The organism is Pedobacter sp. BAL39, from assembly GCF_000170795.1.
Taxonomy (GTDB): Bacteria; Bacteroidota; Bacteroidia; order Sphingobacteriales; family Sphingobacteriaceae; genus Pedobacter.
This window is the reverse complement of record NZ_ABCM01000006.1, coordinates 192,127-215,761: the sequence shown is the minus strand read 5'-3', so window position 1 is coordinate 215,761 and position 23,635 is coordinate 192,127. Positions and strand designations below refer to the sequence as shown.

The following is a 23,635-nucleotide window of genomic DNA, read 5'->3' as shown; positions in this document are numbered from 1 at the left end:
AAATAGAATGGATATGAAAAAAAATAATTATCAGGGGGCATTGCAACAGCCATTGGGTTCGGGTTTCAATGCATCATCAACTGCGGCCGAGGTGATCAATGGTGCTGACCTTACAGGGAAGATTGCTGTGGTTACCGGTGGAAGTGCCGGAATCGGATTGGAAACGGTTAAGGTACTTGCCTCAGTAGGGGCGAAAGTTATTGTGCCGGTGAGGTCAGTTGAAAAGGCAATGAAAGTGTTTCAGGGCTTTCCAAATGTGGAATTGGAGCAGATGGATTTAATGGATTCCAAGTCTGTCGATGGGTTTGTGGATAGATTTATCACTACGGAAAGGCCGCTTCATTTGCTGATCAACAACGCCGGGATCATGTGGGTGCCCTTACGAAGGGATAGCCGTGGCATCGAATCGCAATTGGCCACCAATTACCTGGGACAGTTTCAGCTTGTGTCGGGCTTATGGCCTGCACTTAAGGCAGCGAGGGGAGCGAGAGTGATCAATGTTTCTTCATTTGGGCATCAGATGTCAGCATTCAACTTTGAAGATCCTAACTTTGAAAGCCGGGAATACGATACCTTGTTGGGCTACGGACAGTCAAAAACTGCCAGTAACCTCTTTGCGATGGAGCTGGACCAACGTGGGGCTGACCTTGGTGTGCGTGCATATTCGGTACATCCCGGAGCCGTATATGGTACAGATTTAGGTAGGGAAGAGCCTATTGCATTGTTTCAGCAGATGGGTACTTATGACGAGCATGGCCTGATCAAAAAGGAAGTCGCTGAGCGGCTGAAGACCATCCCCCAAGGGGCAGCGACGACCATTTGGTGTGCAACAAGTCCACTGCTGGATGACATTGGAGGCGTTTATTGTGAAGATGCTGACATTGCCGTGCTGGATACGGGAAATATAGGGCACCGGTATGATGAGCCATGGACATTGCATGGTGTAAAGCCCTATTCGCTGGATAAGGAAAGGGCGAAGAAACTATGGACGCTGACTGAAAAAATGATTGGCATACAGTTTCAGCCTTTTTAATTGGTTTAATGGACAAAAATGATTTATGGAACATACTTCAAAATATATCACACCCGATATTAAGTTGTCCTGTTACGAAGACAAGCTTTTTAAATCCGAAGTGGTGTTTGATCAGCACATGCTCATTTGGTTTATGTCAGGGGAAACGAAAATTCTGCAGGCAGGGGCAAGTCATACTTTTAAAGCAGGGGACATCTTCCTGATCCCGAGAAATCAGCCAGCAACGATTATCAATTATCCAAAAGACGGCTTGCCTCATAAATCGGTAGTCATGTTATTGTCGGCAGCAACGTTGAACGACTTCTACGCAAGTGTAAAGGTGAAGGCTGAGGTTGTGCCCATACCGAAAATCCGCAGTTTTAAGCGCCATCCTTTGCTTGAAAGCTGCCTGGCATCATTGGTTCCCTATTTCGAGATGGAGGAGTTGCCTCCAAACCTTGCCTCGCTGAAAATTAATGAGGCCATCAGCATTTTAAGGTCTATCGATCCCGAAGTGGACGGCGTACTGGCCAATTTCGAAGAACCCGGTAAGGTGGACCTGTCAGGTTTTATGGAAAAGAACTATATGTTCAACATGACGATGACAAAGTTCGGGTATCTTACTGGCAGGAGCATCACGACCTTTAAGCGTGATTTTAAGAAGACCTATAACACCACTCCTCATAAATGGCTGATGCAAAAGCGGCTGGAACTGGCGCATTACCTGATGTCAGTCCAGGGTAGAAGGCCTGTGGAGGTGATTTTTGAGACAGGGTTTGAAAACCTGTCTCATTTCTCTTTTCTTTTCAAGAAGCACTTCGGCTACGCGCCGACAGAGCTACCGGAGGGTGGGGTGGCTAGGCCTCAATCAGACTTTTCCTGATCTCTCCCAGCTCTTTCAGATAACGGCCGTAGGAATAATGAACTGCCCACCTGATAAAGTAGGAGAACCCGGTTTTAGCAGGAGCACTCAGGGCGCTTACTTGTAGATGGGCTTTACCGTATATCCCTTTTCGCGGAGCATGGTAACGAGACTGTATTTGCCGCCAAGGTGGCCGGCGCCGACTGCAAACAGGTTGCTTTCCTTTTCCATCATGACAGGCATGGCTGCCACCCAGTTTTTGTTGCGCACTTCCATCATCCATTTTTCAGATTCCGTCTCCACAGTTTCTTTTTTCATCACATAGCTATATATGCCGTTCAGATTTTGCTGTTGATACATGGCAATCATGGCTTTCAGGTCAGCATCCATCTTTTCGATTTTAAGAATCTGCTGATAGAGATGTTCATCTGAAAAAGCGTTACGGAGACATTCCATCTGGAATTCTACGGTTTCCAGTCCGGCAGCAGGTTTGTGCTGTTCCTGCGCTACTTTCAGCAGTTCTCCTTCGAAAGACACAGGGGTTTCACATGGCAGAATTTTTTGCATCAGGAAACTGCTGACAGCCTGAAGGCTAAGGTTGTCCATTTGTTTGAGGGTGTAGGGAGACTTTAGTACGGTCAATACAGAATCCAGCGCCTGGAACTGTTGGGGGCTTAACCTTTTGCTCAAGGGAATGGGAGACATCATAGCTTTCTGAATGGAAGGGATAAATTCAGGGTCGGCGATGTTTACCTCAAATGTGATGCGGTCGGTTTTGGAAAGTGCTGTTTTTACATTGTCGGCAATAGCGAAGTTGTCGGGGCAGAGGATATGGAACGTTCCGAATAGGTATGATGGCTTGGAAAGCCCGTTTCCACTGATTTCCCACAGCAATGAATTTTCTATCGGTTTGACCTGTGCATAGGTTGAAGGAGCGCAGATGGTCAGGAGTGCAAAGACGAACGCAAATAGATGATATTTCATAGTTTCAATTTTTAAATTCACATAGTAGGTGCCGCATTGCCGGATTCGTTAACCCATTAATTTCAATTTATTGTTGTCATGGCTGGCGGTGATGAAGATAAAGAATTCCGGGCAGGTTTAGGTCATAAAAAAGCCCTGCGCTCCAGTGGACTGCACAGGGAACGCAGGGCTTTTTTTAATATTGAAAAGCAGTTTAGTAGCTCATCTTAACAATCTCAAGGACGTCTGCCGGTGCAAGCGTTTTATGCTCTCCCAGTCCGAGCCATCCTCTTTGGCTAAAGCGCTCTGAGATCTTCTCTGCAGTGCCTTCGAAATCTTTGGTATAATCGGATAATTTGGTGTCGATCCCCAGTGAATGGAAAAATTCAACCGTTTTTTCAATTGCAGCCTTTGCGATTTCCTCCGTCGAGCCTTCCTGAATGTTCCATACCCGTTTGCCATATTGCGCCAGCTTTTCTTTTTTGGTTTCAAAGTTATACTGGTAGTGTCCTGGTGCGATGACGGCAAGCGTTCTGGCGTGGTCTATACCGAACATGGCGGTAAGTTCATGCCCCATAGCATGTACTGCCCAGTCGGTAGGGACACCTTTTTGGATCAGGCCGTTCAGGGCCATGGTACAGCTCCACATAAAGTTTGCTGCAGCCTCGTAGTCGGCCGGGTTTTTCATGATCCTCGGAGCGATTTCTACCAGCGTTTGCAGGATGCTTTCCGCGATGCGGTCTTGCAGGAATGCCTGGATGGGGTAGGTCATGTATTGCTCCAGCACATGGGTAAAAGCATCGGTGATGCCATTGGCCAGTTGACGCTGAGGGATGGACTGCACGACTTGGGGATCCAGGACGGAGAATACCGGGAACAGGCCAGGGCCACCCATAGAAAGCTTTTCCTGAGTTTCTTTCCTGGTGATGACCGATCCGGAGTTCATCTCAGAGCCTGTAGCAGGAAGGGTAAGTACTGTTCCGAATGGGAGTCCTTTCTCTGTCCGGATGGATTTGGTAAGGATATCCCAGGGCTCGTCGCCTTCATACAGTGCTGCGGAGGATAGGAATTTAACACCATCTATCACAGAGCCACCACCTACAGCAAGCATAAAAGTGACCTGCTCAGATTTGATAATTTTCAAAGCCTCCATCAGGATTTCATATTCCGGATTAGCAGGGATCCCGCTGAACTCCAGCACGTCAAAGCCTGATAGCGCTCGTTTCACCTGATCGTAGATGCCGTTGCTCTTGATGCTTCCGCCACCGTACAGCAGCAGCACTTTGGCGTCTTTCGGGATCTCTTTACTGATTTTTTCAATTTGTCCTTTACCAAAAATGATTTTGGTAGGGTTCATATATTCGAAGTTTAACATTATGATTGTTTTTTTATTATTCTGTTTGAGGTGTCGTTTTGTTTGTACGTGTCGTTCTGTTTGCCGTTTTTATTTTCTAGATTTTGACCACCATTTTTCCTTCGTTTTTGCCGGCAAATAGGTCTATAAAGGCCTGAGGGATCTGCTCGAAGCCTTCTACAATGGTCTCACTATGTGTGAGCTTGCCTTCGCTGAACCATTTGCTGAGCTGAGCGATGCCTTCCGGAAATTGCGCAGCATAGTTGGAGACGATGAATCCCTGCATCAGCACGCTTTTTTTGACCATTACGGTTTGTACCCTCGGACCGGTAGCTACTTCCTTATCGTTGTAGGAAGAGATGGAGCCACATAGGGGCACACGGCCCAGCCTGTTGATGTTGGCAAGTACAGCGTCGGAAATATCGCCACCAACATTGTCGAAATATACATCGATCCCATCAGGGGCAATAGCTGCGATGTCCTTAGTCAGGTCATGGGTCGTTTTGTAATTGATGGCTGCATCGTAGCCAAACTTCGATCGGAGCAGGTTTACCTTTTCATCCGAGCCAGCGGCACCAATTACCCTGCAGCCCATGATCTTTCCGATTTGTCCGGCAACACTGCCTACGGCACCTGCGGCACCCGAGACGAAGAGTGTCTCACCTGCTTTGGGATGGCCAATTTCTTTGAGGCCAAAATAGGCCGTGAGACCAGTCATTCCCAGGACACCGAGATAAGCAGAAAGACTTGCTTTTTCACCGTCGACCTTGGTCAGGCCTTTACCTGTAGAGGTCTGGAATAACTTCCATTCGAGCATGCCAGTGACGAAATCGCCGGTTTTGAAATCAGGATTTTTGGAGTCCTGCACCTCTGCGACCAATGCAGACTGGATGGGTTTATTCAGTTCAAAAGGAGGGATGTAGGATTTGGCATCGCTCATCCTTCCGCGCAGGTATGGATCTACAGAGACATATAGTGTTTTCAGCAAAATCTGACCATCGGTGGCTACAGGTTTTTCTTCTTCAATAAATTTAAAATCTTCCGGGGTAGGAATACCCTCGGGGCGTTTATTTAACAAGATGACTTTATTCATGATGGGTATTGGTTTAGATCCAGGAAGATATCATCCATGGATGTTATTTAATAAAATTTTTTTAGCTCCTTATTTTTTCGAGCATGTCATTCAATAGATCGGCTTCCTGATCGTTAAGGTTGACCAGGATGTTGTTAATGATTTTTCTGCCCTGTTCTTTCAGTATGGCACCTTCAGGTGTGAGTCTTACATAAACAACGCGCTGGTCGTTGCTGTTTCGTTCTTTTTCAATGAGCTTTTTATCCATGAGTTTATGGAGGAGCCTGGAGGTATTAGGCATCCTGTCGATCAGTCGCTCGGTGATCAGGTTGACAGTAGCAGTCTGATCCGGCTGTCCATAGAGGATGCTGAGCACATTGAACTGCTGCAGGGACAGATTGGTAGGCTTTAGTGCAGATGCGATGCGATTGAGCACCCAGTTTGAAGTGAAGATGATGTTGGTCAGTGCCCTTTGCTGGGGACTGGCGAAGTCATGTTTTAACTCTTCTTCGATTTTCATAGTCAAAAGTATCATCCATGGATGGTAATTCCAAATAAGGCAAGGTTTGTTTACGGTTTGCTGACCAGCGGACTGATTTATGTTATGAGAAAGCATAATTCCGATATAAACAAAAACGGGACTTATAAAGTCCCGTTTCTTTTCCTCCCCTCAAATCAATCTCACCTGTGTTTTTCTCCCGTGTCTATCCTCTCTCTCTTCCTTCTCTCCGCCCTTTCCATCAACCTCACAAATCCTAATCACATCTCTCTCTTCGCCTTCTCAAATTCCAACTCACATAGACACATCCAACTCCCTCTCTCCAATCCCTCTCTGCGCGCGCTCACTGTTTGACTTAATTAACGGAAGATGGATTAATCTGGTTTTCTCATTATGAAGCATTGACTTTTCTATGACGAATGACGGTCAGGGACTTACCGTTTCCACATCACCTGCAGGGCCTTTAGTCTGATCATTTTCTCCATCGTCATCCTGATTAGTTTCTTCACTGTTTGCTGAGCCATCATTATTTTCACTATCGTCTGCGGAATTTTCTTCTTCTTCTTTTGATTGCTCTTTTGTTGAATCTTCTCCAGTTGAGTCATTTTCTACTGAATCATCAGCGCCTGATCCCATTTTGGCAGAATGATCCGTCGTATTTTCTGAGTTTTCTTTTGTATCAGCAGTGTTATCGTCATTTTCGTCTGTGTCTTCGGGACGATCATCAGCTGGAGTCTCTTCGTCACCACCGGCATCAGGCTGATCGGCCTGGTTTCCCGGTGGTGGAGTTTCATTTTCCGCCGAACTGGTGTCGCCAGTAGCTTGTCCGGGAAGAGGCTCTTGCTTGGATTCCTGGTAGTGGTTGATGTTATCCTGTTGGTCAGTGACCGCATCTTCAGCTTTCGGTTCTTCAGCTTTCGGTTTTTCAGTGTTGAGCTCTTCGTTTTCCGGCTCACTTTCGACAGCATCCTTTGGCGCTTTATGCGTTTCCTGTTTAGAGTCTGGCTGATCTTTCTCCGTGTCAGGGGTGACCGTTTCGATGTTCATTTGTATATCATCAGCAGGCTGAGGATGCTGCTGTTCTTTTTTTTCTTCGTTTTTCGAATTTTCCATATCAGTTTCCATTTTGTTATTTCTTATCGGCTTTCTTCTTCGGGACGCAGTTTGGGACGGTTTTACCCGCTTTTTTCTTAGTACCTACCTGCTCGTAATTTTGCCAGCAGGGGTCTTAATCAGTCTTTTTTGTCGTCATAACCTTTGAGTTTGATGAGCTGGCATTCTTTATCAGGGCGTCAACACCGTATCCTGCGGAGGGGTATCAGATGTTTCCGTATTGTTCCTATTGAAAAATACGAAGGCAATGATGCCAATAATGAAAATGAGCAATACCCAAAGCCAGAACTTACTTTTTCTTTTGGGCTGTACGCTTAATTGTGCCATAATCTTGTGCTAAATAGGTAATGGTATAACCGTTAGGGCTGAAAATTGTTTCAGACTAGCCGGTTGTAGGTGCTGTAAAAGGTTGCTGTTTCTGTAAAACATCTTATATTTGTGTATCATCATTAAGGAGCACCATTACATTGAACAACCTATCCCCGCAGTTGCAGGCAGACGTGAATAGCATCCAGGAGATGGACGCTTCCAGGTGGCATCAGGTGGTTGCTATTCGGGGATTGTTATCACTATGAGGAATAATGATTTATAACGGTACAATCCTTGTATCAGCTTATGTATCCATCCGCGAACCCAATTTTGATGAAAAAAAGACCTTTACTAGATAACGACAGCCAATTACTTCAGGTGCTGGCACTTTCAGAAGATGCAACGGCAATTTATCATACCGACCAGATGGTGATCGCTTTTGCCAATGATGCCATCATCCGGATTTGGGGAAAAGACCGGAGCGTAATTGGTAAAACCATCGAAGAGGCCTTACCGGAGCTTCATGATCAGCCCTTTAAGCAGATATTTCTCGATGTCATGCGGACGGGGATCACTTACCAGTCGGACAACATGCCGGCGGATCTGGTCGTTGATGGGAAGAGACAAACATTTTATTTCGATTTTAAATACCGGGCCATAAAAAATGAGGCAGGCGAAACCTATTGCGTGATGAACACGGCGAGGGATGTAACTGCGCGTTATCTCGGGCAGAAGGCCATCGCAGAAGCTGAGCGCAGGGAGCAAGACCTGAACGAGGAGCTTGCTGCGTCTAACGAAGAGCTTGTTGCATCCAATGAGGAGCTGGCAGCTTCAAATGAAGAGCTGACCTCCCTGAATGAGGAACTTTCTGCCATGAACGATGAGCTTCAGCAAGCTACGCAACAAGTATCCTTGCTGAACAAGAACCTTAAATACAGCGAGGACAACCTGAATTTTGCGATTGATGCTGCCAACCTTGGTACCTGGGACCTGGATCCTTCAATGATGTCTTTCGCAGGGAATGAGCGGTTGAGAAACTGGTTTGGCTTGCGTCCTTATCAGGAAATCCCCTTGGATCAGGCAACTAATGTAATCTTTGATCAGGACCGTGAACGTGTGCTGGCGGCCATTGAAAGAGCGATGGACTATCAATCGGGAGGGCTATACGACATCAAGTATACCATCATGAACCCGATTACAGGGATACCAAGAAAGGTAAGGGCAAAAGGTAAGGCTTTGTTTGATGAGAATGGTCAGGCCACCAGGTTTAGCGGTACCTTACAGGACATCACAGAAGAGGAGCAGACCCGTGTAGAGCTGGAAGAGTCCAGAAAAGGACTGGAGCTGGCCATGGAAGCAGCAAGGCTGGGTGCCTATAAACTGGACCTGAAGTTGGGAAAGATGAGTTGTTCCGCACAGTTTAAGCATAACTTCGGGCTGACGGAACAGGATAAATTTGATTTTTCCGATATGATGGAGGTGGTACATGCCGATTTTAAGCAGTATGTGATGCTGCAGGTGGAGAAAGCAATTGCTGAAAAACAGATCTATAATGCCGAATATCCGATACTTTGGCCGGACGGTACCGAACACTGGGTTCGTGTTTCCGGTTTGCCGACCTATAACCATTCTGGAGAGGCAGTATATATGATGGGCGTGAGCTTTGACATTACTGAGCAACGTAGAGATGACCTCCGTAAAAACGACTTCATCGGCATGGTGAGCCATGAGTTGAAGACACCGCTGACCTCCCTCAAAGGTTACGTGCAGGTGCTTCATGGAAAGGCGAGCAAGGTGAAAGACGAATTTGCTTCGGGGATGCTGTCGAAAGTAAACAACCAGGTGAATAAGATGAACGCCATGATCAACGGCTTCCTCAGCATTTCCAGGCTGGAGTCCGGAAAGATCCTGCTGGTGATGGAAGAATTTGCACTGGATCAGCTGATTGCTGAGGTGATTGATGAAAATGAAGTCTTGTTTCCCGTTCATCATATTGAGTTCCATCGTTGTGAAGGGCTGATGCTTAATGCCGACAGGGATAAGATTGGCCATGTCGTTTCTAACCTGATCAGCAATGCGGCAAAGTATTCATCTGCGGAAAGTGTCATTGAGATCCATTGCAGCCGGGAAGGGGACGAGGCCATCGTGAGTGTGAAAGATAGCGGCATCGGCATTCCTGCAGAAGACCATGGCAGGTTGTTTGAACGTTACTACCGGGTGGAGAGCAACAACCTGATTTCAGGTTTCGGGATTGGTCTGTACCTGAGTGCAGAGATCATTGAGCGCCATCATGGCAGGATATGGGTGGAAAGTGAAGTCGGCAAGGGCTCCGTGTTTCATTTCAGTCTTCCATTATTGTAGTGCTCATTTTAACGGAGCTTTCCTGTAAACAATGGCTTTTATAAACCCATTATAATGCATGGATACCGCCTGCTGACAGTAACCAGCTGCCTGGAAGAGTCCCTCTGTGTCGGGCAGTGTTTTGGCTTCAACCTGGGCTATGGTACGGAAAAATACATACATTGATTTCAGGAGTATCCGTTGCCAGATGCCAGGTTTGTGTTGGTTTAAGTAGAAATCTGAAAATAACCACAGGCCTCCCGGTTTCAATAAAGCATCCAGTTTATAAAATACCTGACCTGCCTTTTCCGTGCCGAAGTTATCAAATAGAAAAGCAGTGATGAGCAGATCATAAGTAATTTCAGATTGAAATTCCTCTGCCGCCGCATGGACAAAGTGTACGACATTGTTTCCGGCATCTTTACGCCGTGCCATGTCGATCATTTTTGCAGAGATTTCCACAAAAGTAATTTCGAGCCCACTATGGGACTTTCCGATGGCTTCGAGGATCCATCCGGTGCCTCCACCGACGATGAGCAACTGTTGATCGCCATTGATGAACTTCAGCTGGTTTTTCTGGGCATTTCGTTGTGCATTGAAAAATACCAATCGGCTGAGGGGATCGTAAAAGCGGGCGATGCGGTCGTAGTTTCCTGTCATGGCTTTTTAACTCATTAACCAGGTAATAGTAATATTGCTGTACTTCCGCAGACTGCTTTCAGGAGGATTAGGCCATCAATAACGATCAGGTAATACATGATATTTTTCCGGGCATGCAGGGAGAAAGCAACGATGATGGTCAGCACAAAGGGAACCAGGTTTAGTGCGATCTGAAGAAAGGGGAACTGCTGGATGCTGGCATAGATGAGCAGGGATACCATGCCGATGCAAAGCAGGGGAATGAGAAAATAGAAGATGGTTTTTCTGATGCCAATGCGGACGACAAACGTCTTCAGTTCGTGGTTGGCATCTATTGCATAATCCTTGATGTCGAACATCACTGCATTTACCGTGCAGAACATCCAGTTTTTGACAAACAGCCATACCCAGAAGGAAGATACGACTACATCTGTCCCGGAGTTGATCCTTAGGACAATGAGCGGGATGATGTTGGCTGTGCAGGCCCATATGAAACCAATGATAAAGGGTTTCAGCCAGCCTGTATTCCGAAGGTTCAGGTTGAAAAAGTATGCAGGGAGCAGTCCATAGTATAGTGTTGCCGCAGCAAGCATGATCAATACAATTAACCAGTAATAATAGGGCAGCTGCAGGATGCCTGAAAAATTACTGATAAAGAGGTAAAGGAAAATGATGATGGCGATGGAGGTCAGCAGCAGCTGACTGCGTCTGAGGAATGCCTGGTGTTTGATGTACCATTGTGTCCTTGGGTTTGCCGAGCTGCTGAACCTGGTGGCGCCCATATAAGCGTAGGTATAATAGGCTACGGGCGCACAGAAAATCAATAGGTAATAGCTGAAAGTGTTGAAGGCGACGCGTAACTGTAAGGTAGCTTCAATGGTAAGTGCGATGGCCAGGAGGCCAACAAAGTAGTTCCCGAAAAATATAAACCTGATGACCTTGCCGCCCATTTAATCAATTGATGAATCTGGATTTAAAGGTAATCATTTTTTAAATCCAGATTCAGTGATCTTGGCTGATGCTTAGCGTTGTTTCTCTCATTCCGGCAGATGACTGCCGGGATTTTTTCTTCAATGTTTCTTTTGTAACATCAAGAATCCTACCGCAGCAATGGAGAGCAGTCCGGCCACCAGGTATTTGCGATGCGCCTTTGGTTTACCAGGAAGCCCCCAGCCACCATATACAGCATTTCCGTATTTTACAGTGTTAAAGATATTTCCGTCGGTTTTTGGGATCTCGTCGGCGCCCTTTAGATAGCGGCCAATGACCCATCCTGCAATTCCCCTTGTCAGGGCTGGGAAGAGTCCATAGGACGTCCTCAATAAGCTGGAGGTACTGCCAATCATGGTTTCGGATTTAGGGTGGTAGGCGAGTTTCAGTATGGCTTCAGCTACCCTTGCCGGGTCATACACTGGAGGAGCAGGCCTGATGTGCCTGCCGGTATAGTTCGCCGCATGCTGTATGCCGGGAGTATCCAGAAAAGCCGGGAAGGCATCGCAGATGTGGATGTCCGGGAAGTCTGTTAATTCCGCCTTTAGTGCCGAAGAGAAGCCACGCAGTCCGAATTTGCTGGCCGAGTAGCCTACACCAAAAGGTACAGGAAGAAAACCACCGATGGAGATGTTGTTGATGAGGGTACCATGTTGTTGTTTTTTGAAATAAGGAAGTACCGCATGCGCTCCATGGATGTAACCCATAAGATTGGTACGGATGACCTGGTCGAGCACTGCAATGGGGGTTTCGTCGAATGTTCCCGCAGCCAGTACACCTGCATTGTTCACCCAAACGTCTATTTTTCCCCGGAAGCTTTCCGCTTCAGCGGCCAGGCTGATCATGTCTCCGGCCTCCGTGACGTCTGTCTTCACACAGCGCACTACAGCTCCCATCGCTTCACATTCGAGCGCAACCTCATTCAGTGCATCCAGGTTTCTGGAGGCAAGCACCAAGGCATGACGCTCCGCGGCAAATGCCAAAGCGATTGCTTTTCCAACACCACTTGACGCCCCTGTAATGACTATCGTTTTATAATTTGGCATATCAATTCATTTATACTTCTATAACTAACTGCCGGGGGGATAAAAATGTTTAGTTTTCTTCAAAATGCCTGGAAGCACATTGATACCGCTGGTCTGCGAACCAGCGGTATGTAGAAAGGGAATGAGGTCAGAACCTGAAGCCGACGCTTGCCGAGAAGGTAAACATCTGTGTATGGAGGTTGTGTCCAGAAGCATCTGTAGATCTGGTGAATACAGGCCGCAGCGTATGACTGAAGCGAAAATCCGCATACGCCGCCACCTTATCGTTGGTGTCATCCCCCACCTTAATTCCGGCGATGGCATTGTTGTTGATCTTGCGGACGTAGTCGAGTCGTTCCCGTACATTTTGTGCCCTTCGGCCATCACTCCTTATGGATTCCTCGTAGTACAACTTTGTTTTATGGTTGGTGGCCATGGCAGGGGCGATGCCACCATAAATGACCAGCCAGGTATTGGAGGCCCTCAGGTTGTAGTTTAAGGTAAGTGGGAGTTCAAAATAGTCGATGTTATAATTGTAGCGGTTGTAAGCCTGTTGTTCATAACCCTCATCATCTATGATGACAACAGCATCATTTTTTTCACGGTAGACCATTCCGCGGGAGTTGAAGAGCAATTCGGTGCCGATCATGAAGCGGGAGGAGACCTGGAAATCAGCCGTAAATCCTCCAAATCCGGAGGGGCGGAAAAAGCGGCGATAGTCCGGCAGCTGTCTGACGTAACCACCGTCAAAAGGAGCTACATTTCTGGTGAAGAGGGAGCCGTTGATGCCAGCTTTAAGGCCAACACGCACCAGTTTTGTCGGTCGCTGGCCCTGAGCGTGCAGCCCATAGCAGAGCAGCACAGCCAGGAATAATTTAGATTTCATAGCATGTTTTATTTGTGTGTACCCTAATTTAGGAAATTAAACATGATATGATGGTAACAATTTGATTATGAGTTGCTTTTTAAGGATTCCGTAATCGCACGATGTACCTGGTGTGCATCTCCTTCCAGTTCAGAGGCGGTAAGCGGGATGGTCAGCTGATCCGCTTCCTGGTCGATGATTCCATCCAGTGCCATTTTGCTGAGTTTCTTCCTGATCCTTTCGGCATAAGGCGTCGTCCTATTCAAATGGATGAGCACCAGTGTATCGTTGTCCGTTTCTACAATTTCAGTGCTGCGGATGTCTTTCCACAGCATGGTGCCGGTGGCTTTGCTTACCGGGGTTACACCAGCGGTGATGCCTTCGGCAGTAACGGAGAGGAGTGGCAGTTTGCTATTGAGCTGGCTGAGGGAGCTGGCGAAAAAGTATCCGATTAACAGGAAAAAGGCGATGGCAAAGATGCCGATCTTGAGGCTTCCGTCGGCCGATCCAAAAGAAAAGGCGGCGATGGCAATCATTAGTACCAGGAGTCCCCCTGACATCCATAATTGTTTAATAGTCTTACTTCTGCTTCTATAAAAAAAATGATCCATAGGTAGGTTAATGAAAGGGGCGAAACTACAAAAATATTCCATAAGCCACCATTTATGTGGATAAAGAGTAAATATTGAAAAGCCGGAATAATTTATATATTTAGAGGATAAACTTATTTATGCGTACGAACTCACGCTTGCTGCTCCTTTTTTTTATCGTGGTGATTTCCGGATCCTCTTTGCTGATTTCAGGCTGCTCAGACCCTGTGACAGATGCTTTGTTATTGGAAAAGGACAAACATGCCCTTCAGGAAAAGATCAACTATGAGAAAGTGATGTTTTACAAGTTTGTAAAGATCGCGATGCGTTCGGCAGCAGTGCAGGACACGAACAGCAAGGAGTTCAGGCAGTTTGCGAAACACTCGCAGACGGTGATGTCAAGTCTCAACCAGGTTGATGTTGGCGGTAAGGAACGTATTTCCGTGGCGGAAGCCTTTTTAATGTATCAGGATTACCGCAAGGTTAAAGGATTTGTGAAAGAGACGGATGAAGATCAGTTTCCTTCGTTGGTGGAGGGCTTCAATGCCGTTTACGGTGACACATCCAAAACTCAGGTCTTGCTGAGAGGCAGCGATAAGATCTACCAGCAGAATGTGGAACATGCCATTTTAAGTGTGCTGGTGCTGGCCAGTCGCGACCTGGGCCAGGATTTTGCGCTTTATGAATGTGCATATACGAAACCTGAGCTGCTCGATGATGGTGAAATGAAAACGTTGCTGGAGTTCATCAGGGGCTTTTTGTTTTTTAACCATGGCCTGTATTACCTGTCTGAAGATGGCTATTCCAGAAATATTGAATGGCTGAACAAACATACCGGGATTGGGATGCCCTATACCAAGGCTTTCTTCGGATGGAGCCGGATGAATGATGAGCAGACGCATATCGCCTTTCATTCCATGAACCACCTGTTCCGGGGATTTGACCGGATGCGCATGGAAAGGGACATCGATGAAGAACGGGGACTTGAGGATTTTGAGGCCTTCCTGGAAGATACGAGAAAGCTGGGGCTGGAGAACGAAGTGGTATGGGGAGTGGATAGCTACCTCCAGATGAAAAAGGGTAAACCGGAGGCCGCAATTGCGCCCTTGAAGAAGCTGAGAAACAGTCCTTTATTTGGTAAGGATGAGCAGGCAGCAATTGACCAGACGATTGTCCATCTTCAGGAAAAAGACCCCGATGCAGCACTCAATGGCGTTTACGATAAGGTTTTTCTGACAAAAATAGCTACAAAGTACATGATTTCAGTACTTTCAAAAATTAATTGGAAGGAGTTGTTGAAGAAAAACAAAGTGCCTCATGCGGATAAAATGTTTGCGACGGTAGATCGTTTGAAAGCCATTTCCAATGCCACATCGGAATTTTCGGCCGGAAAGACCATGGAAAAGGGAAAAAAAGACCTCAAAGAAAAGGGAGCAGAGCTGCTAAAAAAAGCAGACGGGATTTTGGATTTTTAATTGCTAAGAATCAGATGTTAACAGTCGCTAACTAATAGAATAGTCCAGCTCGATGTGTTTTTAACCTGGCCCTGTTAGGGCGCAATCGCCTAAATAAATCAGATTATTTAGTAGATTGGCAGTGCAAACAAAGCAAAGCACATTAAAACAAAGAATAACCAAATCGAATACTAGATAATGAACTTAGAACTGAATGATAAAGTAATCATCATTACCGGCGCAGCCAAAGGCATCGGCAGGGGAATTGCAGAAGTGTTTGCCGGCGAGGGCGCGGTAGCCGTGATTGTGGGCAGGAAGGCTGCAGACAACCAGCTGGTGGTTGCGGAGATTACCGCAAAGGGGGGCAGGGCTTTCCAGGTGGAGGCCGAGTTGAGTGACCCTGAGGCCTGTGAAAAGGCTGTGAAGGCGGTAATCGAGCAGTTCGGACGCATAGACGGCTTAGTGAACAATGCCGGTGTGAATGATGGCGTTGGCCTTGAGCATGGGAACTATGCCGATTTCCTGTCCTCGCTCCACAAAAATGTTGTTCATTATTACCTGATGGCACACCATGCTTTGCCGGAACTGATCAGGAGCAAGGGCGCTATTGTCAATATCACCTCAAAAACCGGAGAGACAGGACAGGGAAATACATCGGCCTACGCAGCTTCCAATGGCGCACGTAATGCCTTAACCAGGGAGTGGGCGGTGGAGTTGCTCAAATACAACATCCGTGTGAACGCTATTGTAGTCGCAGAGTGCTGGACACCCCAATATGAAACCTGGATTGAAACTTTGCCCGATGCTGCGGAGAAACTAAAGGAGATTTCTTCGAAGATCCCCCTGGAAAACAGGATGACGACTGTAGAGGAGATTGCCAATACTGCAGCTTTCCTGATGTCTTCGCGGTCAAGCCACACTACTGGGCAGATTGTGTATGTTGATGGCGGATATGTACACCTCGACCGTGCCCTGGCGAATGCCTGAGTTACATCAACCGTAAACTAGCAGATATCTATTTATATTTTAGAAGATGACAAAACCAAAAGCGTTCCTTTTCGACATGAACGGAACGATGATCGACGACATGGCCTTTCACGGACGTGCCTGGCAGAAGATTCTGAATGAGGACCTCGGTGCTTCACTGACCTATGAGCAGGTGAAGTTGCAGATGTATGGTAAAAACAGTGAGCTCCTGGCGCGTGTGTTCGGACCATCAGCATTCACTCCAGAGCGTGAGCATGAAATCTCCATGGAGAAAGAGCGGAGATATCAGAAAGAATACCTGCCACATCTGAAGCTCATTGAGGGACTGGATGCTTTTATCAAAAAAGCGAAGGCACAGGACATCGGTATGGCCATCGGCTCTGCTGCCATTCCTTTTAATATTAATTTCGTGCTGGACAACCTACAGCTACATGATTACTTTACAGCGGTTGTGAGCGCCGAAGATGTGGTGCTGAGCAAACCGGATCCTGAAACTTTTTTGAAAGCTGCAGGTCTGCTTGGTGTGTCACCCGCTGACGCTGTGGTATTTGAAGATGCTCCTAAAGGGGTGGAAGCTGCGCAGAATGCAGGTATGCGCTGTGTGGTACTTACCACCATGCATCCGAAGGAGGATTTTGCGGCTTACCACAATGTAATAGCCTTTGTAAGCGATTATAACGATGCAAAGCTGGAGCAGCTGTTCAGTTAGCCCATGACCAGTTTATCTGGTTTAGGGATCAGATTGAGGAAGGCCTGGAAATTAGCTTTGTATTTTTTCTTGTCCAGCTTAAAATAAAAGGCGCCTTTTTTTGATCCCGACTTATCCTTTTCAGGAAGCTTGATGAGCAGGCCTGTTGAGGTAAGTTTACGGATGAAGTTCCTGTTGTCGATCTGTGTATTGTAAACATCCTCATAAAGGTTCTGCAGCTGAGGAATGGTAAATTTCTTAGGCAGCAACTCAAAAAGGATCGGGTGCAGGGCCGCTTTATAGCGGATTTTTCGCTTTGCTGTTTCCACCATTTCATCATGATCGAAGATCAGCTGCGGCATGTCCTTGAGGAGGAACCACTCCGCATGGTACTCGTCGTTGATCTGTGTTTCATATTTATGGATGTCAATCAACGCGAAGTAGGTCACGGACAGCGTACGCTCGATGGGATCTCTGAGTGGATCTCCGTAAGCCTGGATCTGCTCCAGGTAGACGCCTTTTAATCCAGTGTTGAGGTTGAGTACATTCTGAGCCGCTTCATCGAGGCTTTCACCGGGTTTAACAAAACCGCCCATTAAGCTCCATTTGTCTTTTTCCGGCTCCAGTGCGCGTTTAACCAATAATATTTTCAAGTGTTCTCCATCGAAGCCGAAGACGATACAGTCGACTGCTATCAAGAAACGGGTTTGATCTCTGTACATATTAGCCCCAAAAATAGTAAAAAATATGAGAAGAGACCCGTCGGCAAATAGGAGAAAAGTCTCGCTGCTGAAAACTGTGTTTTATTCCGGAGGTTTAAGTCTGATTGAGCAAATGTTGCAGTCGTAATGTTGGATATTTATTTGTATTTTAGGATAACCAATATATGTTGATCGGAATGTTTTCGTAGGGAGGATATTTCGGAGAGTGAGCTATTATTTATACAAAAGTAATTTACAAACTCATGAAATGGACATTTACTATTCTTGCTTTGTTTATTTTTGCCGGCAATTCTGAAGGGCAGACCGGTAAACCACTTTTCAGCTGGGCGGAATTTATGGCCCGGCAGTCGATGCGCTGGGATTCTGTCAGCACAAACCCCAATACAGGATTGTTGCTGGGAAATGGCCTGCTGAACACCAATATCTACAAGGAGAGCGAAAATGCAATTCGTTTTGACATTGGTAGGTCGGACCTGAGCGGAATCGCCATGCCACTATCGGGAGGGAGGACGGGGAAGATGCTGTTGAAGACAAGGGGTAAGATTACCGCGGTGAAGCTGGAGCTTGACCTCTACAATGCTACTGCAAAAGGGATCATCAGCACCACCTCGGGAACGATTCAATTCAGCTCCTTTGTGCCTGCGAATGGGAATGTGGTATGGATAAAGGCTGTGGGCAACAGGCTGGAGAAAAACATCAGGTGGCAGTTTGTTGCGGAAAAGCAGGCTGAAGCTGTAGTGCCAGTGATCAGAAAGGTGCTGAATGATCAGGTGTGTGTTCAGTCCCTGGGCGACAATGCTGGTTTTGCGACGGCCTGGCGCAGTGTTGTTACGCCAGCGGAGAGCACGATGCTGGTTGCCGTAGGATATGATCCCAATGGTATGCAGGATGAGTTGAAGGAAGCACAGAATGGCATTAAGCTTTTTACAATTGCCAAACTGCCTGTAATGCAGGAGGCACACCGGAAGTGGTGGCACCAGTATTACCAGCAGAATTTCGCTTCCGTTCCCGACCAGCGTGTGGAGAGTTTTTACTGGATCCACCGTTATTACTATGCATTGGCGTCAAAGAAAAAGGGAAATAGCCTGCCACCGGCGATGAGCTACCTTCCTGACCTGACAAATACAGGAGATCAATATAGTGAGTGGCTGAACCAGTTATTTGACGGATTGGCGAAATCGAATGTTTTACACGACAATGGATCGATGAAAGATAGTCTGCCGGCGGTAGCCTTAACCATTCCGCAGATGCTGCTGCAAAACGGAGAAGGTAAGCTGAAGGTATTTCCGGCAATTCCCGCTTCCTGGAAGAATGTTTCTTTCGATAAGCTTTCTGCGGGCAGCAACTTCCTGGTATCTGCAAAAAAGGAAAACGATACGACTTCCTTCATTAAGATTTATAGTTTAAAGGGTGACAGCTGTCAGCTGCAGACAGATATGAAGGTGAATATGGTGACGTCGGACAAAAGGTCTGAGCTATCTTTTACCGTATTTGAAACCGGGGGGAAGATGAACATCAGCTTTACTACGACTCCTGGGGAAACCATATTCTTATCCTCTGGTTATGAGGAAAGTAAGCGAATGATTGTGCCTGTAAAACCAGTGCTTTACGCAAACTGGCGCTGGGGTTTAAAGTAATGCCGTATCTTTGCGGGCATGAGGCCTGTCTTGCATAATCCAAAGTATATCATTGCTATAGGGTTAACTGTGATTTTGTCGATCACAGGAATTGTCTTTTTCATCAGCCGCCTGCAGGATGAGCGCATTGCACGTATTGGCGAGCTGGCGGGGACAAACGTTTACCGGCAGAAGGCTACGGTGTTTCGCTATGAGTTCAACCAATTGTTGAACGGGACTGCCGACGCCAGTAACTTTATTGCTGCTACTGAAGATCGTATTGACGCTGATGAGCTTCAGGCTGACCTTGCTGCATTGTTGTTTGCCGATGCCCGGGTTACGAACGCATGGTATGCCATTGCCGGACCTCAGGATACCAGTTACGTGTACTTGTCGCGCACACAAAATGGTTACCGCAGTGGCGTTCTTCCGGTTTACCTCAAACGTTGGGCAGGGCATCGGCTCGTCCTTCCGGACACCTCGCTGGCGGCGGTCAGCAAAGTAGTGGCTGCCGGTGATGCGGTACACTGGCTTACTGCCTCGCGTGTTTCATGGAAAAGATCAGGACAACTGGTGCTCGGGCTGGATGTTGACCTTAAAGCTTTGCAGCGGACATTTTATCTGGTAGACGAGAAAGCCTTTTCCTATGCTTTTATCATTGATGAAGAGGGCTTATGCATTTCCCATCCCGAGGAGTCGATGATTGGGCGACACCTGTCGAACATGGACAAGTCGGCTGTATTGATGCATGGTGCCTGGGATGGCAATGTAAGACATGAAGAGACGTTATCCGAATACCTTAAAATTCCAGTCACCAGGTATTTTGTACCCTCAGGTATTGTAGGGACAAATTGGACCACCGTTGTTGATGTGCCGAAGCTGGTGGTAGATGAAGATGTGGAAGCCATACATACCTATTCCATTTACATGGGGCTCCTCGCCATAGCGATCATTCTTGGATTAACCTGGTTGTATCAGCAGAAGTGGCAGAAAGAGTTTTTGCTGCGGCGGCAGGTGGAGATCAACGAGGCAGAACAGCAGAAGGACAACGCGTTGCTGCAGCTGGATAAACTGAAGGAGAAAGTAAACCCTCATTTTTTATTCAATTCACTGAGTTCGCTGAATGCACTGATTGCCCAGGACACAAAGATGGCACAGCTGTTTGTTTTGAAATTATCGAGGGTATACCGGTATGTATTGGAAGCTTCGCCAAACGGGCTGGCTACAGTTGAAGAGGAGCTGCGTTTTGTGAATGAATATTTCTTCCTGATGAAGATTCGCTTCGGGGATGCGTTGCTGCCGCTGGAGCTGGCGGTGCCTGATGCGGACCAATCCTACAAGCTGCCTTTCATGAGCCTGCAGACGCTGGTGGAGAATGCAGTAAAACACAACAAGCTATCCAAGGAAAAACCTTTGAAAATTAGCATAAAAAGCAACGGAACAGACCTAGTGGTGACGAATAACCTGCAGCTGAGGACAGATGTTGGGGATTCAGGAAAACAGGGGTTGAACTATTTGCAAAGTACTTATATCTATTTTGGGGACAGGCATTTGAAGTATGGGATTGAGGGGGATGATTATGTTTGCTACCTGCCATTGCTCCCTTAGTGCCTCATTTTCAGGACAGCAGAAGGAGGTGGTTGCGGTTTGTTTTCACTCCTTAAAACTGCGGTTTCATCCCTGTAAATGGGTGGGTTCACTTCTGTTTGTTTTCAAATCTCTTATTTATGAAGCATTTTGGAACATGATTTTGAATAAGACTTCATTTTTTTCTGTCCAGAATAACCGGAACATCAGCATTTTGAGACTGTTGAAATTTGCGCTGATGGTTGTGCTGGTGATGCTTTGCAGTGTGTCTGTCGACGCACAGACCCCCAAAAAACTGCCTAAAAAATTACCGAAAGGCCTCGTGAAGAAGGCCGCTGATACTGTTAAAAAGAAAGATGCTGCCGACAGCAGTGCTTCCGGAGGGTTGAAGAACTACCGGGAGCTGTTGAAAAAGGCGGTTACTGTTAATGGTCTGTTTAAGGTCCACCAGGTAGAAACGGATTATTATTTTGAAATTCCCCTGAAGATGATGGGTAAAGACTTGTTGCTCATCAATAAGATCTCCTCTGTGCCGATGGCATTAAATGAATCAGGATTGAACAAGGGGATGAACTTTGAAAATAAGGTGATCCGTTTCTCCCAGAATAAGCTATCAAAAACAGTGTGGGTGAAAACGATTGTGCCCCAGGTAGAAACTGTTGCCGGTGATGCCATCAGTCGCTCGGTAAATGATAACTTCACAGGATCTGTAATTGAGTCCTTTAAGATTGAAGCCTACTCACCTGATTCAGCAGCAGTGGTCATCAAAATGAACAAGGTTTTTGATGGTACCGAGAAAAGTTTCAATGATGTATTTACAGATATTGGCCTGGGCACCTCGCCTAAATCGTCCTTATCAGCAATAGAAAGAATTAAGAGTTTTCCTCAGAATATTGTGGTACGCGCTTTATTGAGTACCAGGGTTACAGAGGGACAGAGCAGCATCCCGATCAGTGTAGCGGTGACAACCAATATCCTGTTGCTTCCGGAAACGCCGATGAAGCCCCGCTTTGCCGATCCAAGGGTAGGTTTGTTCAGCACACCCCGCTGGTATTTCTCGGATGCCCAGCATAAGATGGAAAGCAGGGAGCTGGTGACGCGCTGGAGGATGGAACCTAAACCGGAGGACCGGGCGAAATACCTGAACGGAGAACTTGTGGAGCCTGTAAAGCCAATTGTCTTTTATATTGATCCCGCAACACCACCGCAATGGAGAAAAGAAATTATCGCTGGCGTAGTAGACTGGCAGAAAGCTTTTGAAGCTGCAGGTTTCAAGAATGCGATCCAGGCACGTGAAGTGACTGACACGACGGATTATGATGGTGACGATGTGCGTTATTCTGAAATTACTTATGCTGCATCGCCAAAGTCCAACGCAATGGGGCCTTCGGTAGTGGATCCCCGTTCCGGAGAAATCCTGGAGGCGGATGTCATCTGGTGGCACAATGTGATGACTTCCCTGCAGTCATGGATGCGCATTCAGACTGGTGTAATCGATACTGGTGCCAGAGGGAATCATTTTTCTGATGCGCGTATGGGACATGCGATCCGCTTTGTGTCCTCACATGAAATCGGACACACACTCGGACTCAAGCACAATATGGGGGCATCGTTTGCCTACCCCGTAGATTCGTTGCGGTCAGTTTCCTTTACGAACAGAATGGGAGGAACAGCACCCTCCATTATGGATTATGCACGTTTTAACTATGTTGCACAGCCGGAAGACAATGTGACTAACATTACCCCTCAGATTGGGGTATACGATAAATATGCCATCGCCTGGGCTTATCGCTGGCTGGATGTTAAAGATCCGCATGAGGAGCTACCGGTATTGGGCAAATGGATTAAAGACCATGCTGATGATCCTTTGTATCATTATGGAGAACAACAGAATTCTACCAATGTGATTGATCCGCGTGCGCAATCAGAAGATCTTGGTGACGATGCGGTTAAAGCCAGCGAATATGGACTGAAGAATTTGAAAAGACTGATCCCGCAGATTGCTGCCTGGGCATCTAATGACGGGGAAGATTATTACCAGGCTGGTAAACTGTATATGGCCGCGATTTATCAGTGGTACACTTATGCGGAGCATGTGACTGCCAATATTGGTGGATATTATCTGGAGAACCCGGTGACGGGTGACCGTAAAAATGCCTATACACCTGTGCCTAAGGACATGCAACTGAAGGCCCTCGACTACCTGAAAAACGAAGTAATGACGGTACCAGATTGGTTGTATCCGAAGGAATTGCTACTGAAGACTTTTCCGATCAAAGATACACCGGTTGGTCCTTTCGAATACGGGCCTTATAATCTGAGACGTGAGCAGCAATACGGACTGCTATATAGCCTGCTGAGCGAAGAGCGTCTGCTGCGGATGATGGAGATGGAAATATTGATGGGTACGCAGGAAGTGTTGACCGCTGGCGATTTGTTGAAGGAAATCAGAGGAACCGTGTTTCAGAAAACGATGTCTGGTAAAACACTGTCCATTACCGAGCGCATGCTGCAACAGAATTACGTAGATGTGTTGTTGGTGAGTACGGATAAAATGCTGGACAAAATTAAAAAAACAGGTCTGACAGACGAGGCGTCGATGGCAGGAGCTAACGCCAGCTTGAATAACCTGCCACAAACCTGCGACCTGGGCCTTAACGAAGGTGGCTTGAGCACGCAGAAGCCGGCCAGTGCTGATGTGTCATTGAGGAACATCCATGTGTCTTCGATGAGCAGAACTTCAGACGTCGCTGCGGCTAAACGTACGGAGCTGATGCAGATCCTGTTGGTATTGACGAAGAAACGTGGTACTGGAGACGATGCGACAAGAGGACATTATCAGGACCTGATCCTTCGGATTCAGCAGAGCCTCCAGATCAATGCCGCTAACGATTTAACCAAATAGCCAATTCATAGATTTATTAACCAAACACACAAACAACAACTAA

The 23,635-nt window shown here is 46.8% G+C and carries 21 protein-coding genes; 9 read left to right on the top strand and 12 right to left on the bottom strand.

The window, feature by feature from the left end:
• Positions 1-13: 13 nt before the first annotated feature.
• Positions 14-1,033: an SDR family NAD(P)-dependent oxidoreductase gene (locus PBAL39_RS10385; protein WP_039866427.1), complete on the top strand. Its 1,020-nt coding sequence runs from the start codon at positions 14-16 to the stop codon at positions 1,031-1,033.
• 25 nt (positions 1,034-1,058) lie between these two features.
• The gene (locus PBAL39_RS10380; RefSeq protein ID WP_008241049.1) at positions 1,059-1,895 is read left to right on the top strand and encodes a helix-turn-helix domain-containing protein; all 837 of its coding nucleotides are present in this window, start codon (positions 1,059-1,061) and stop codon (positions 1,893-1,895) included.
• 96 nt (positions 1,896-1,991) lie between these two features.
• Here PBAL39_RS10380 and PBAL39_RS10375 read toward each other — a convergent pair whose 3' ends face one another.
• The 6 genes from PBAL39_RS10375 to PBAL39_RS25325 form a co-directional block, all read right to left on the bottom strand.
• Positions 1,992-2,858: a TraB/GumN family protein gene (locus PBAL39_RS10375; RefSeq protein ID WP_008241048.1), complete on the bottom strand. Its 867-nt coding sequence runs from the start codon at positions 2,856-2,858 to the stop codon at positions 1,992-1,994.
• A gap of 193 nt (positions 2,859-3,051) precedes the next feature.
• The gene (locus tag PBAL39_RS10370; RefSeq protein WP_232282931.1) at positions 3,052-4,194 is read right to left on the bottom strand and encodes an iron-containing alcohol dehydrogenase; all 1,143 of its coding nucleotides are present in this window, start codon (positions 4,192-4,194) and stop codon (positions 3,052-3,054) included.
• 94 nt (positions 4,195-4,288) lie between these two features.
• Entirely contained in the window at positions 4,289-5,284 is a 996-nt protein-coding gene (locus PBAL39_RS10365) for an NADP-dependent oxidoreductase (RefSeq protein WP_008241041.1), read from the bottom strand.
• A 61-nt stretch (positions 5,285-5,345) separates the two neighbouring features.
• On the bottom strand, positions 5,346-5,783 hold the full coding sequence (locus tag PBAL39_RS10360) for a MarR family winged helix-turn-helix transcriptional regulator (protein ID WP_008241040.1): 438 nt from the start codon (positions 5,781-5,783) through the stop codon (positions 5,346-5,348).
• A gap of 405 nt (positions 5,784-6,188) precedes the next feature.
• Positions 6,189-6,875 (bottom strand): hypothetical protein, encoded by a 687-nt coding sequence (locus PBAL39_RS10355; RefSeq protein ID WP_157273980.1) that lies wholly within the window; start codon positions 6,873-6,875, stop codon positions 6,189-6,191.
• 171 nt (positions 6,876-7,046) lie between these two features.
• The gene (locus tag PBAL39_RS25325) at positions 7,047-7,202 is read right to left on the bottom strand and encodes a hypothetical protein (protein WP_008241037.1); all 156 of its coding nucleotides are present in this window, start codon (positions 7,200-7,202) and stop codon (positions 7,047-7,049) included.
• Between the two features lie 315 nt (positions 7,203-7,517).
• Between PBAL39_RS25325 and PBAL39_RS24625 the strand changes: the two genes are divergently transcribed.
• The gene (locus PBAL39_RS24625; protein WP_198139811.1) at positions 7,518-9,545 is read left to right on the top strand and encodes an ATP-binding protein; all 2,028 of its coding nucleotides are present in this window, start codon (positions 7,518-7,520) and stop codon (positions 9,543-9,545) included.
• Between the two features lie 3 nt (positions 9,546-9,548).
• Here PBAL39_RS24625 and PBAL39_RS10345 read toward each other — a convergent pair whose 3' ends face one another.
• The 5 genes from PBAL39_RS10345 to PBAL39_RS10325 all read right to left on the bottom strand — a co-directional run bounded on the left by PBAL39_RS10345 (position 9,549) and on the right by PBAL39_RS10325 (position 13,654).
• Entirely contained in the window at positions 9,549-10,184 is a 636-nt protein-coding gene (locus tag PBAL39_RS10345) for a class I SAM-dependent methyltransferase (RefSeq protein ID WP_008241034.1), read from the bottom strand.
• Positions 10,185-10,198: 14 nt separating this feature from the next.
• On the bottom strand, positions 10,199-11,113 hold the full coding sequence (locus PBAL39_RS10340; protein ID WP_008241032.1) for a hypothetical protein: 915 nt from the start codon (positions 11,111-11,113) through the stop codon (positions 10,199-10,201).
• 120 nt (positions 11,114-11,233) lie between these two features.
• Entirely contained in the window at positions 11,234-12,199 is a 966-nt protein-coding gene (locus PBAL39_RS10335; protein WP_008241031.1) for an SDR family oxidoreductase, read from the bottom strand.
• 127 nt (positions 12,200-12,326) lie between these two features.
• On the bottom strand, positions 12,327-13,064 hold the full coding sequence (locus PBAL39_RS10330; protein WP_008241029.1) for an outer membrane beta-barrel protein: 738 nt from the start codon (positions 13,062-13,064) through the stop codon (positions 12,327-12,329).
• A gap of 65 nt (positions 13,065-13,129) precedes the next feature.
• The gene (locus tag PBAL39_RS10325) at positions 13,130-13,654 is read right to left on the bottom strand and encodes an STM3941 family protein (RefSeq protein ID WP_304411957.1); all 525 of its coding nucleotides are present in this window, start codon (positions 13,652-13,654) and stop codon (positions 13,130-13,132) included.
• Between the two features lie 119 nt (positions 13,655-13,773).
• Here PBAL39_RS10325 and PBAL39_RS10320 point away from each other — a divergent pair, with 119 nt between their 5' ends.
• From PBAL39_RS10320 to PBAL39_RS10310, 3 genes are all read left to right on the top strand, one after another.
• Positions 13,774-15,108: a hypothetical protein gene (locus PBAL39_RS10320; RefSeq protein ID WP_008241019.1), complete on the top strand. Its 1,335-nt coding sequence runs from the start codon at positions 13,774-13,776 to the stop codon at positions 15,106-15,108.
• A gap of 177 nt (positions 15,109-15,285) precedes the next feature.
• On the top strand, positions 15,286-16,074 hold the full coding sequence (locus tag PBAL39_RS10315) for an SDR family oxidoreductase (RefSeq protein WP_008241017.1): 789 nt from the start codon (positions 15,286-15,288) through the stop codon (positions 16,072-16,074).
• 46 nt (positions 16,075-16,120) lie between these two features.
• Positions 16,121-16,783 carry an HAD family phosphatase gene (locus PBAL39_RS10310; protein WP_008241014.1) on the top strand — a complete coding sequence of 221 codons (663 nt, stop codon included), beginning with the start codon at positions 16,121-16,123 and terminating at the stop codon, positions 16,781-16,783.
• Here PBAL39_RS10310 and PBAL39_RS10305 read toward each other — a convergent pair.
• Positions 16,780-17,484: an NUDIX domain-containing protein gene (locus PBAL39_RS10305; protein WP_008241012.1), complete on the bottom strand. Its 705-nt coding sequence runs from the start codon at positions 17,482-17,484 to the stop codon at positions 16,780-16,782. The genes PBAL39_RS10310 and PBAL39_RS10305 overlap by 4 nt on opposite strands.
• 242 nt (positions 17,485-17,726) lie before the next feature.
• Here PBAL39_RS10305 and PBAL39_RS10300 point away from each other — a divergent pair, with 242 nt between their 5' ends.
• The 3 genes from PBAL39_RS10300 to PBAL39_RS10290 all read left to right on the top strand — a co-directional run bounded on the left by PBAL39_RS10300 (position 17,727) and on the right by PBAL39_RS10290 (position 23,592).
• Positions 17,727-19,121, top strand: a complete 1,395-nt coding sequence (locus PBAL39_RS10300) for a glycoside hydrolase family 95-like protein (RefSeq protein ID WP_008241010.1) — start codon at positions 17,727-17,729, stop codon at positions 19,119-19,121.
• A gap of 75 nt (positions 19,122-19,196) precedes the next feature.
• Entirely contained in the window at positions 19,197-20,708 is a 1,512-nt protein-coding gene (locus PBAL39_RS10295) for a histidine kinase (protein ID WP_157273979.1), read from the top strand.
• Between the two features lie 136 nt (positions 20,709-20,844).
• The gene (locus PBAL39_RS10290) at positions 20,845-23,592 is read left to right on the top strand and encodes a zinc-dependent metalloprotease (protein ID WP_232282930.1); all 2,748 of its coding nucleotides are present in this window, start codon (positions 20,845-20,847) and stop codon (positions 23,590-23,592) included.
• The last annotated feature ends 43 nt before the right edge of the window (positions 23,593-23,635 follow it).

Excerpts from the sequence above, each read along its gene's own strand:
- PBAL39_RS10355 (WP_157273980.1), bottom strand. The coding sequence starts at position 6,875 with ATGGAAAATTCGAAAAACGAAGAAAAAAAAGAACAGCAGCATCCTCAG.
- PBAL39_RS10375 (WP_008241048.1), bottom strand. The coding sequence starts at position 2,858 with ATGAAATATCATCTATTTGCGTTCGTCTTTGCACTCCTGACCATCTGC.
- PBAL39_RS25325 (WP_008241037.1), bottom strand. The coding sequence starts at position 7,202 with ATGGCACAATTAAGCGTACAGCCCAAAAGAAAAAGTAAGTTCTGGCTT.
- PBAL39_RS10305 (WP_008241012.1), bottom strand. The coding sequence starts at position 17,484 with ATGTACAGAGATCAAACCCGTTTCTTGATAGCAGTCGACTGTATCGTC.
- PBAL39_RS10370 (WP_232282931.1), bottom strand. The coding sequence starts at position 4,194 with ATGAACCCTACCAAAATCATTTTTGGTAAAGGACAAATTGAAAAAATC.
- PBAL39_RS10360 (WP_008241040.1), bottom strand. The coding sequence starts at position 5,783 with ATGAAAATCGAAGAAGAGTTAAAACATGACTTCGCCAGTCCCCAGCAA.
- PBAL39_RS10310 (WP_008241014.1), top strand. The coding sequence starts at position 16,121 with ATGACAAAACCAAAAGCGTTCCTTTTCGACATGAACGGAACGATGATC.
- PBAL39_RS10290 (WP_232282930.1), top strand. The coding sequence starts at position 20,845 with ATGATTTTGAATAAGACTTCATTTTTTTCTGTCCAGAATAACCGGAAC.
- PBAL39_RS10320 (WP_008241019.1), top strand. The coding sequence starts at position 13,774 with ATGCGTACGAACTCACGCTTGCTGCTCCTTTTTTTTATCGTGGTGATT.
- PBAL39_RS10345 (WP_008241034.1), bottom strand. The coding sequence starts at position 10,184 with ATGACAGGAAACTACGACCGCATCGCCCGCTTTTACGATCCCCTCAGC.
- PBAL39_RS10325 (WP_304411957.1), bottom strand. The coding sequence starts at position 13,654 with ATGGATCATTTTTTTTATAGAAGCAGAAGTAAGACTATTAAACAATTA.
- PBAL39_RS10385 (WP_039866427.1), top strand. The coding sequence starts at position 14 with ATGAAAAAAAATAATTATCAGGGGGCATTGCAACAGCCATTGGGTTCG.
- PBAL39_RS10365 (WP_008241041.1), bottom strand. The coding sequence starts at position 5,284 with ATGAATAAAGTCATCTTGTTAAATAAACGCCCCGAGGGTATTCCTACC.
- PBAL39_RS10340 (WP_008241032.1), bottom strand. The coding sequence starts at position 11,113 with ATGGGCGGCAAGGTCATCAGGTTTATATTTTTCGGGAACTACTTTGTT.
- PBAL39_RS10380 (WP_008241049.1), top strand. The coding sequence starts at position 1,059 with ATGGAACATACTTCAAAATATATCACACCCGATATTAAGTTGTCCTGT.
- PBAL39_RS10335 (WP_008241031.1), bottom strand. The coding sequence starts at position 12,199 with ATGCCAAATTATAAAACGATAGTCATTACAGGGGCGTCAAGTGGTGTT.
- PBAL39_RS10300 (WP_008241010.1), top strand. The coding sequence starts at position 17,727 with ATGAAATGGACATTTACTATTCTTGCTTTGTTTATTTTTGCCGGCAAT.
- PBAL39_RS10330 (WP_008241029.1), bottom strand. The coding sequence starts at position 13,064 with ATGAAATCTAAATTATTCCTGGCTGTGCTGCTCTGCTATGGGCTGCAC.
- PBAL39_RS10315 (WP_008241017.1), top strand. The coding sequence starts at position 15,286 with ATGAACTTAGAACTGAATGATAAAGTAATCATCATTACCGGCGCAGCC.
- PBAL39_RS24625 (WP_198139811.1), top strand. The coding sequence starts at position 7,518 with ATGAAAAAAAGACCTTTACTAGATAACGACAGCCAATTACTTCAGGTG.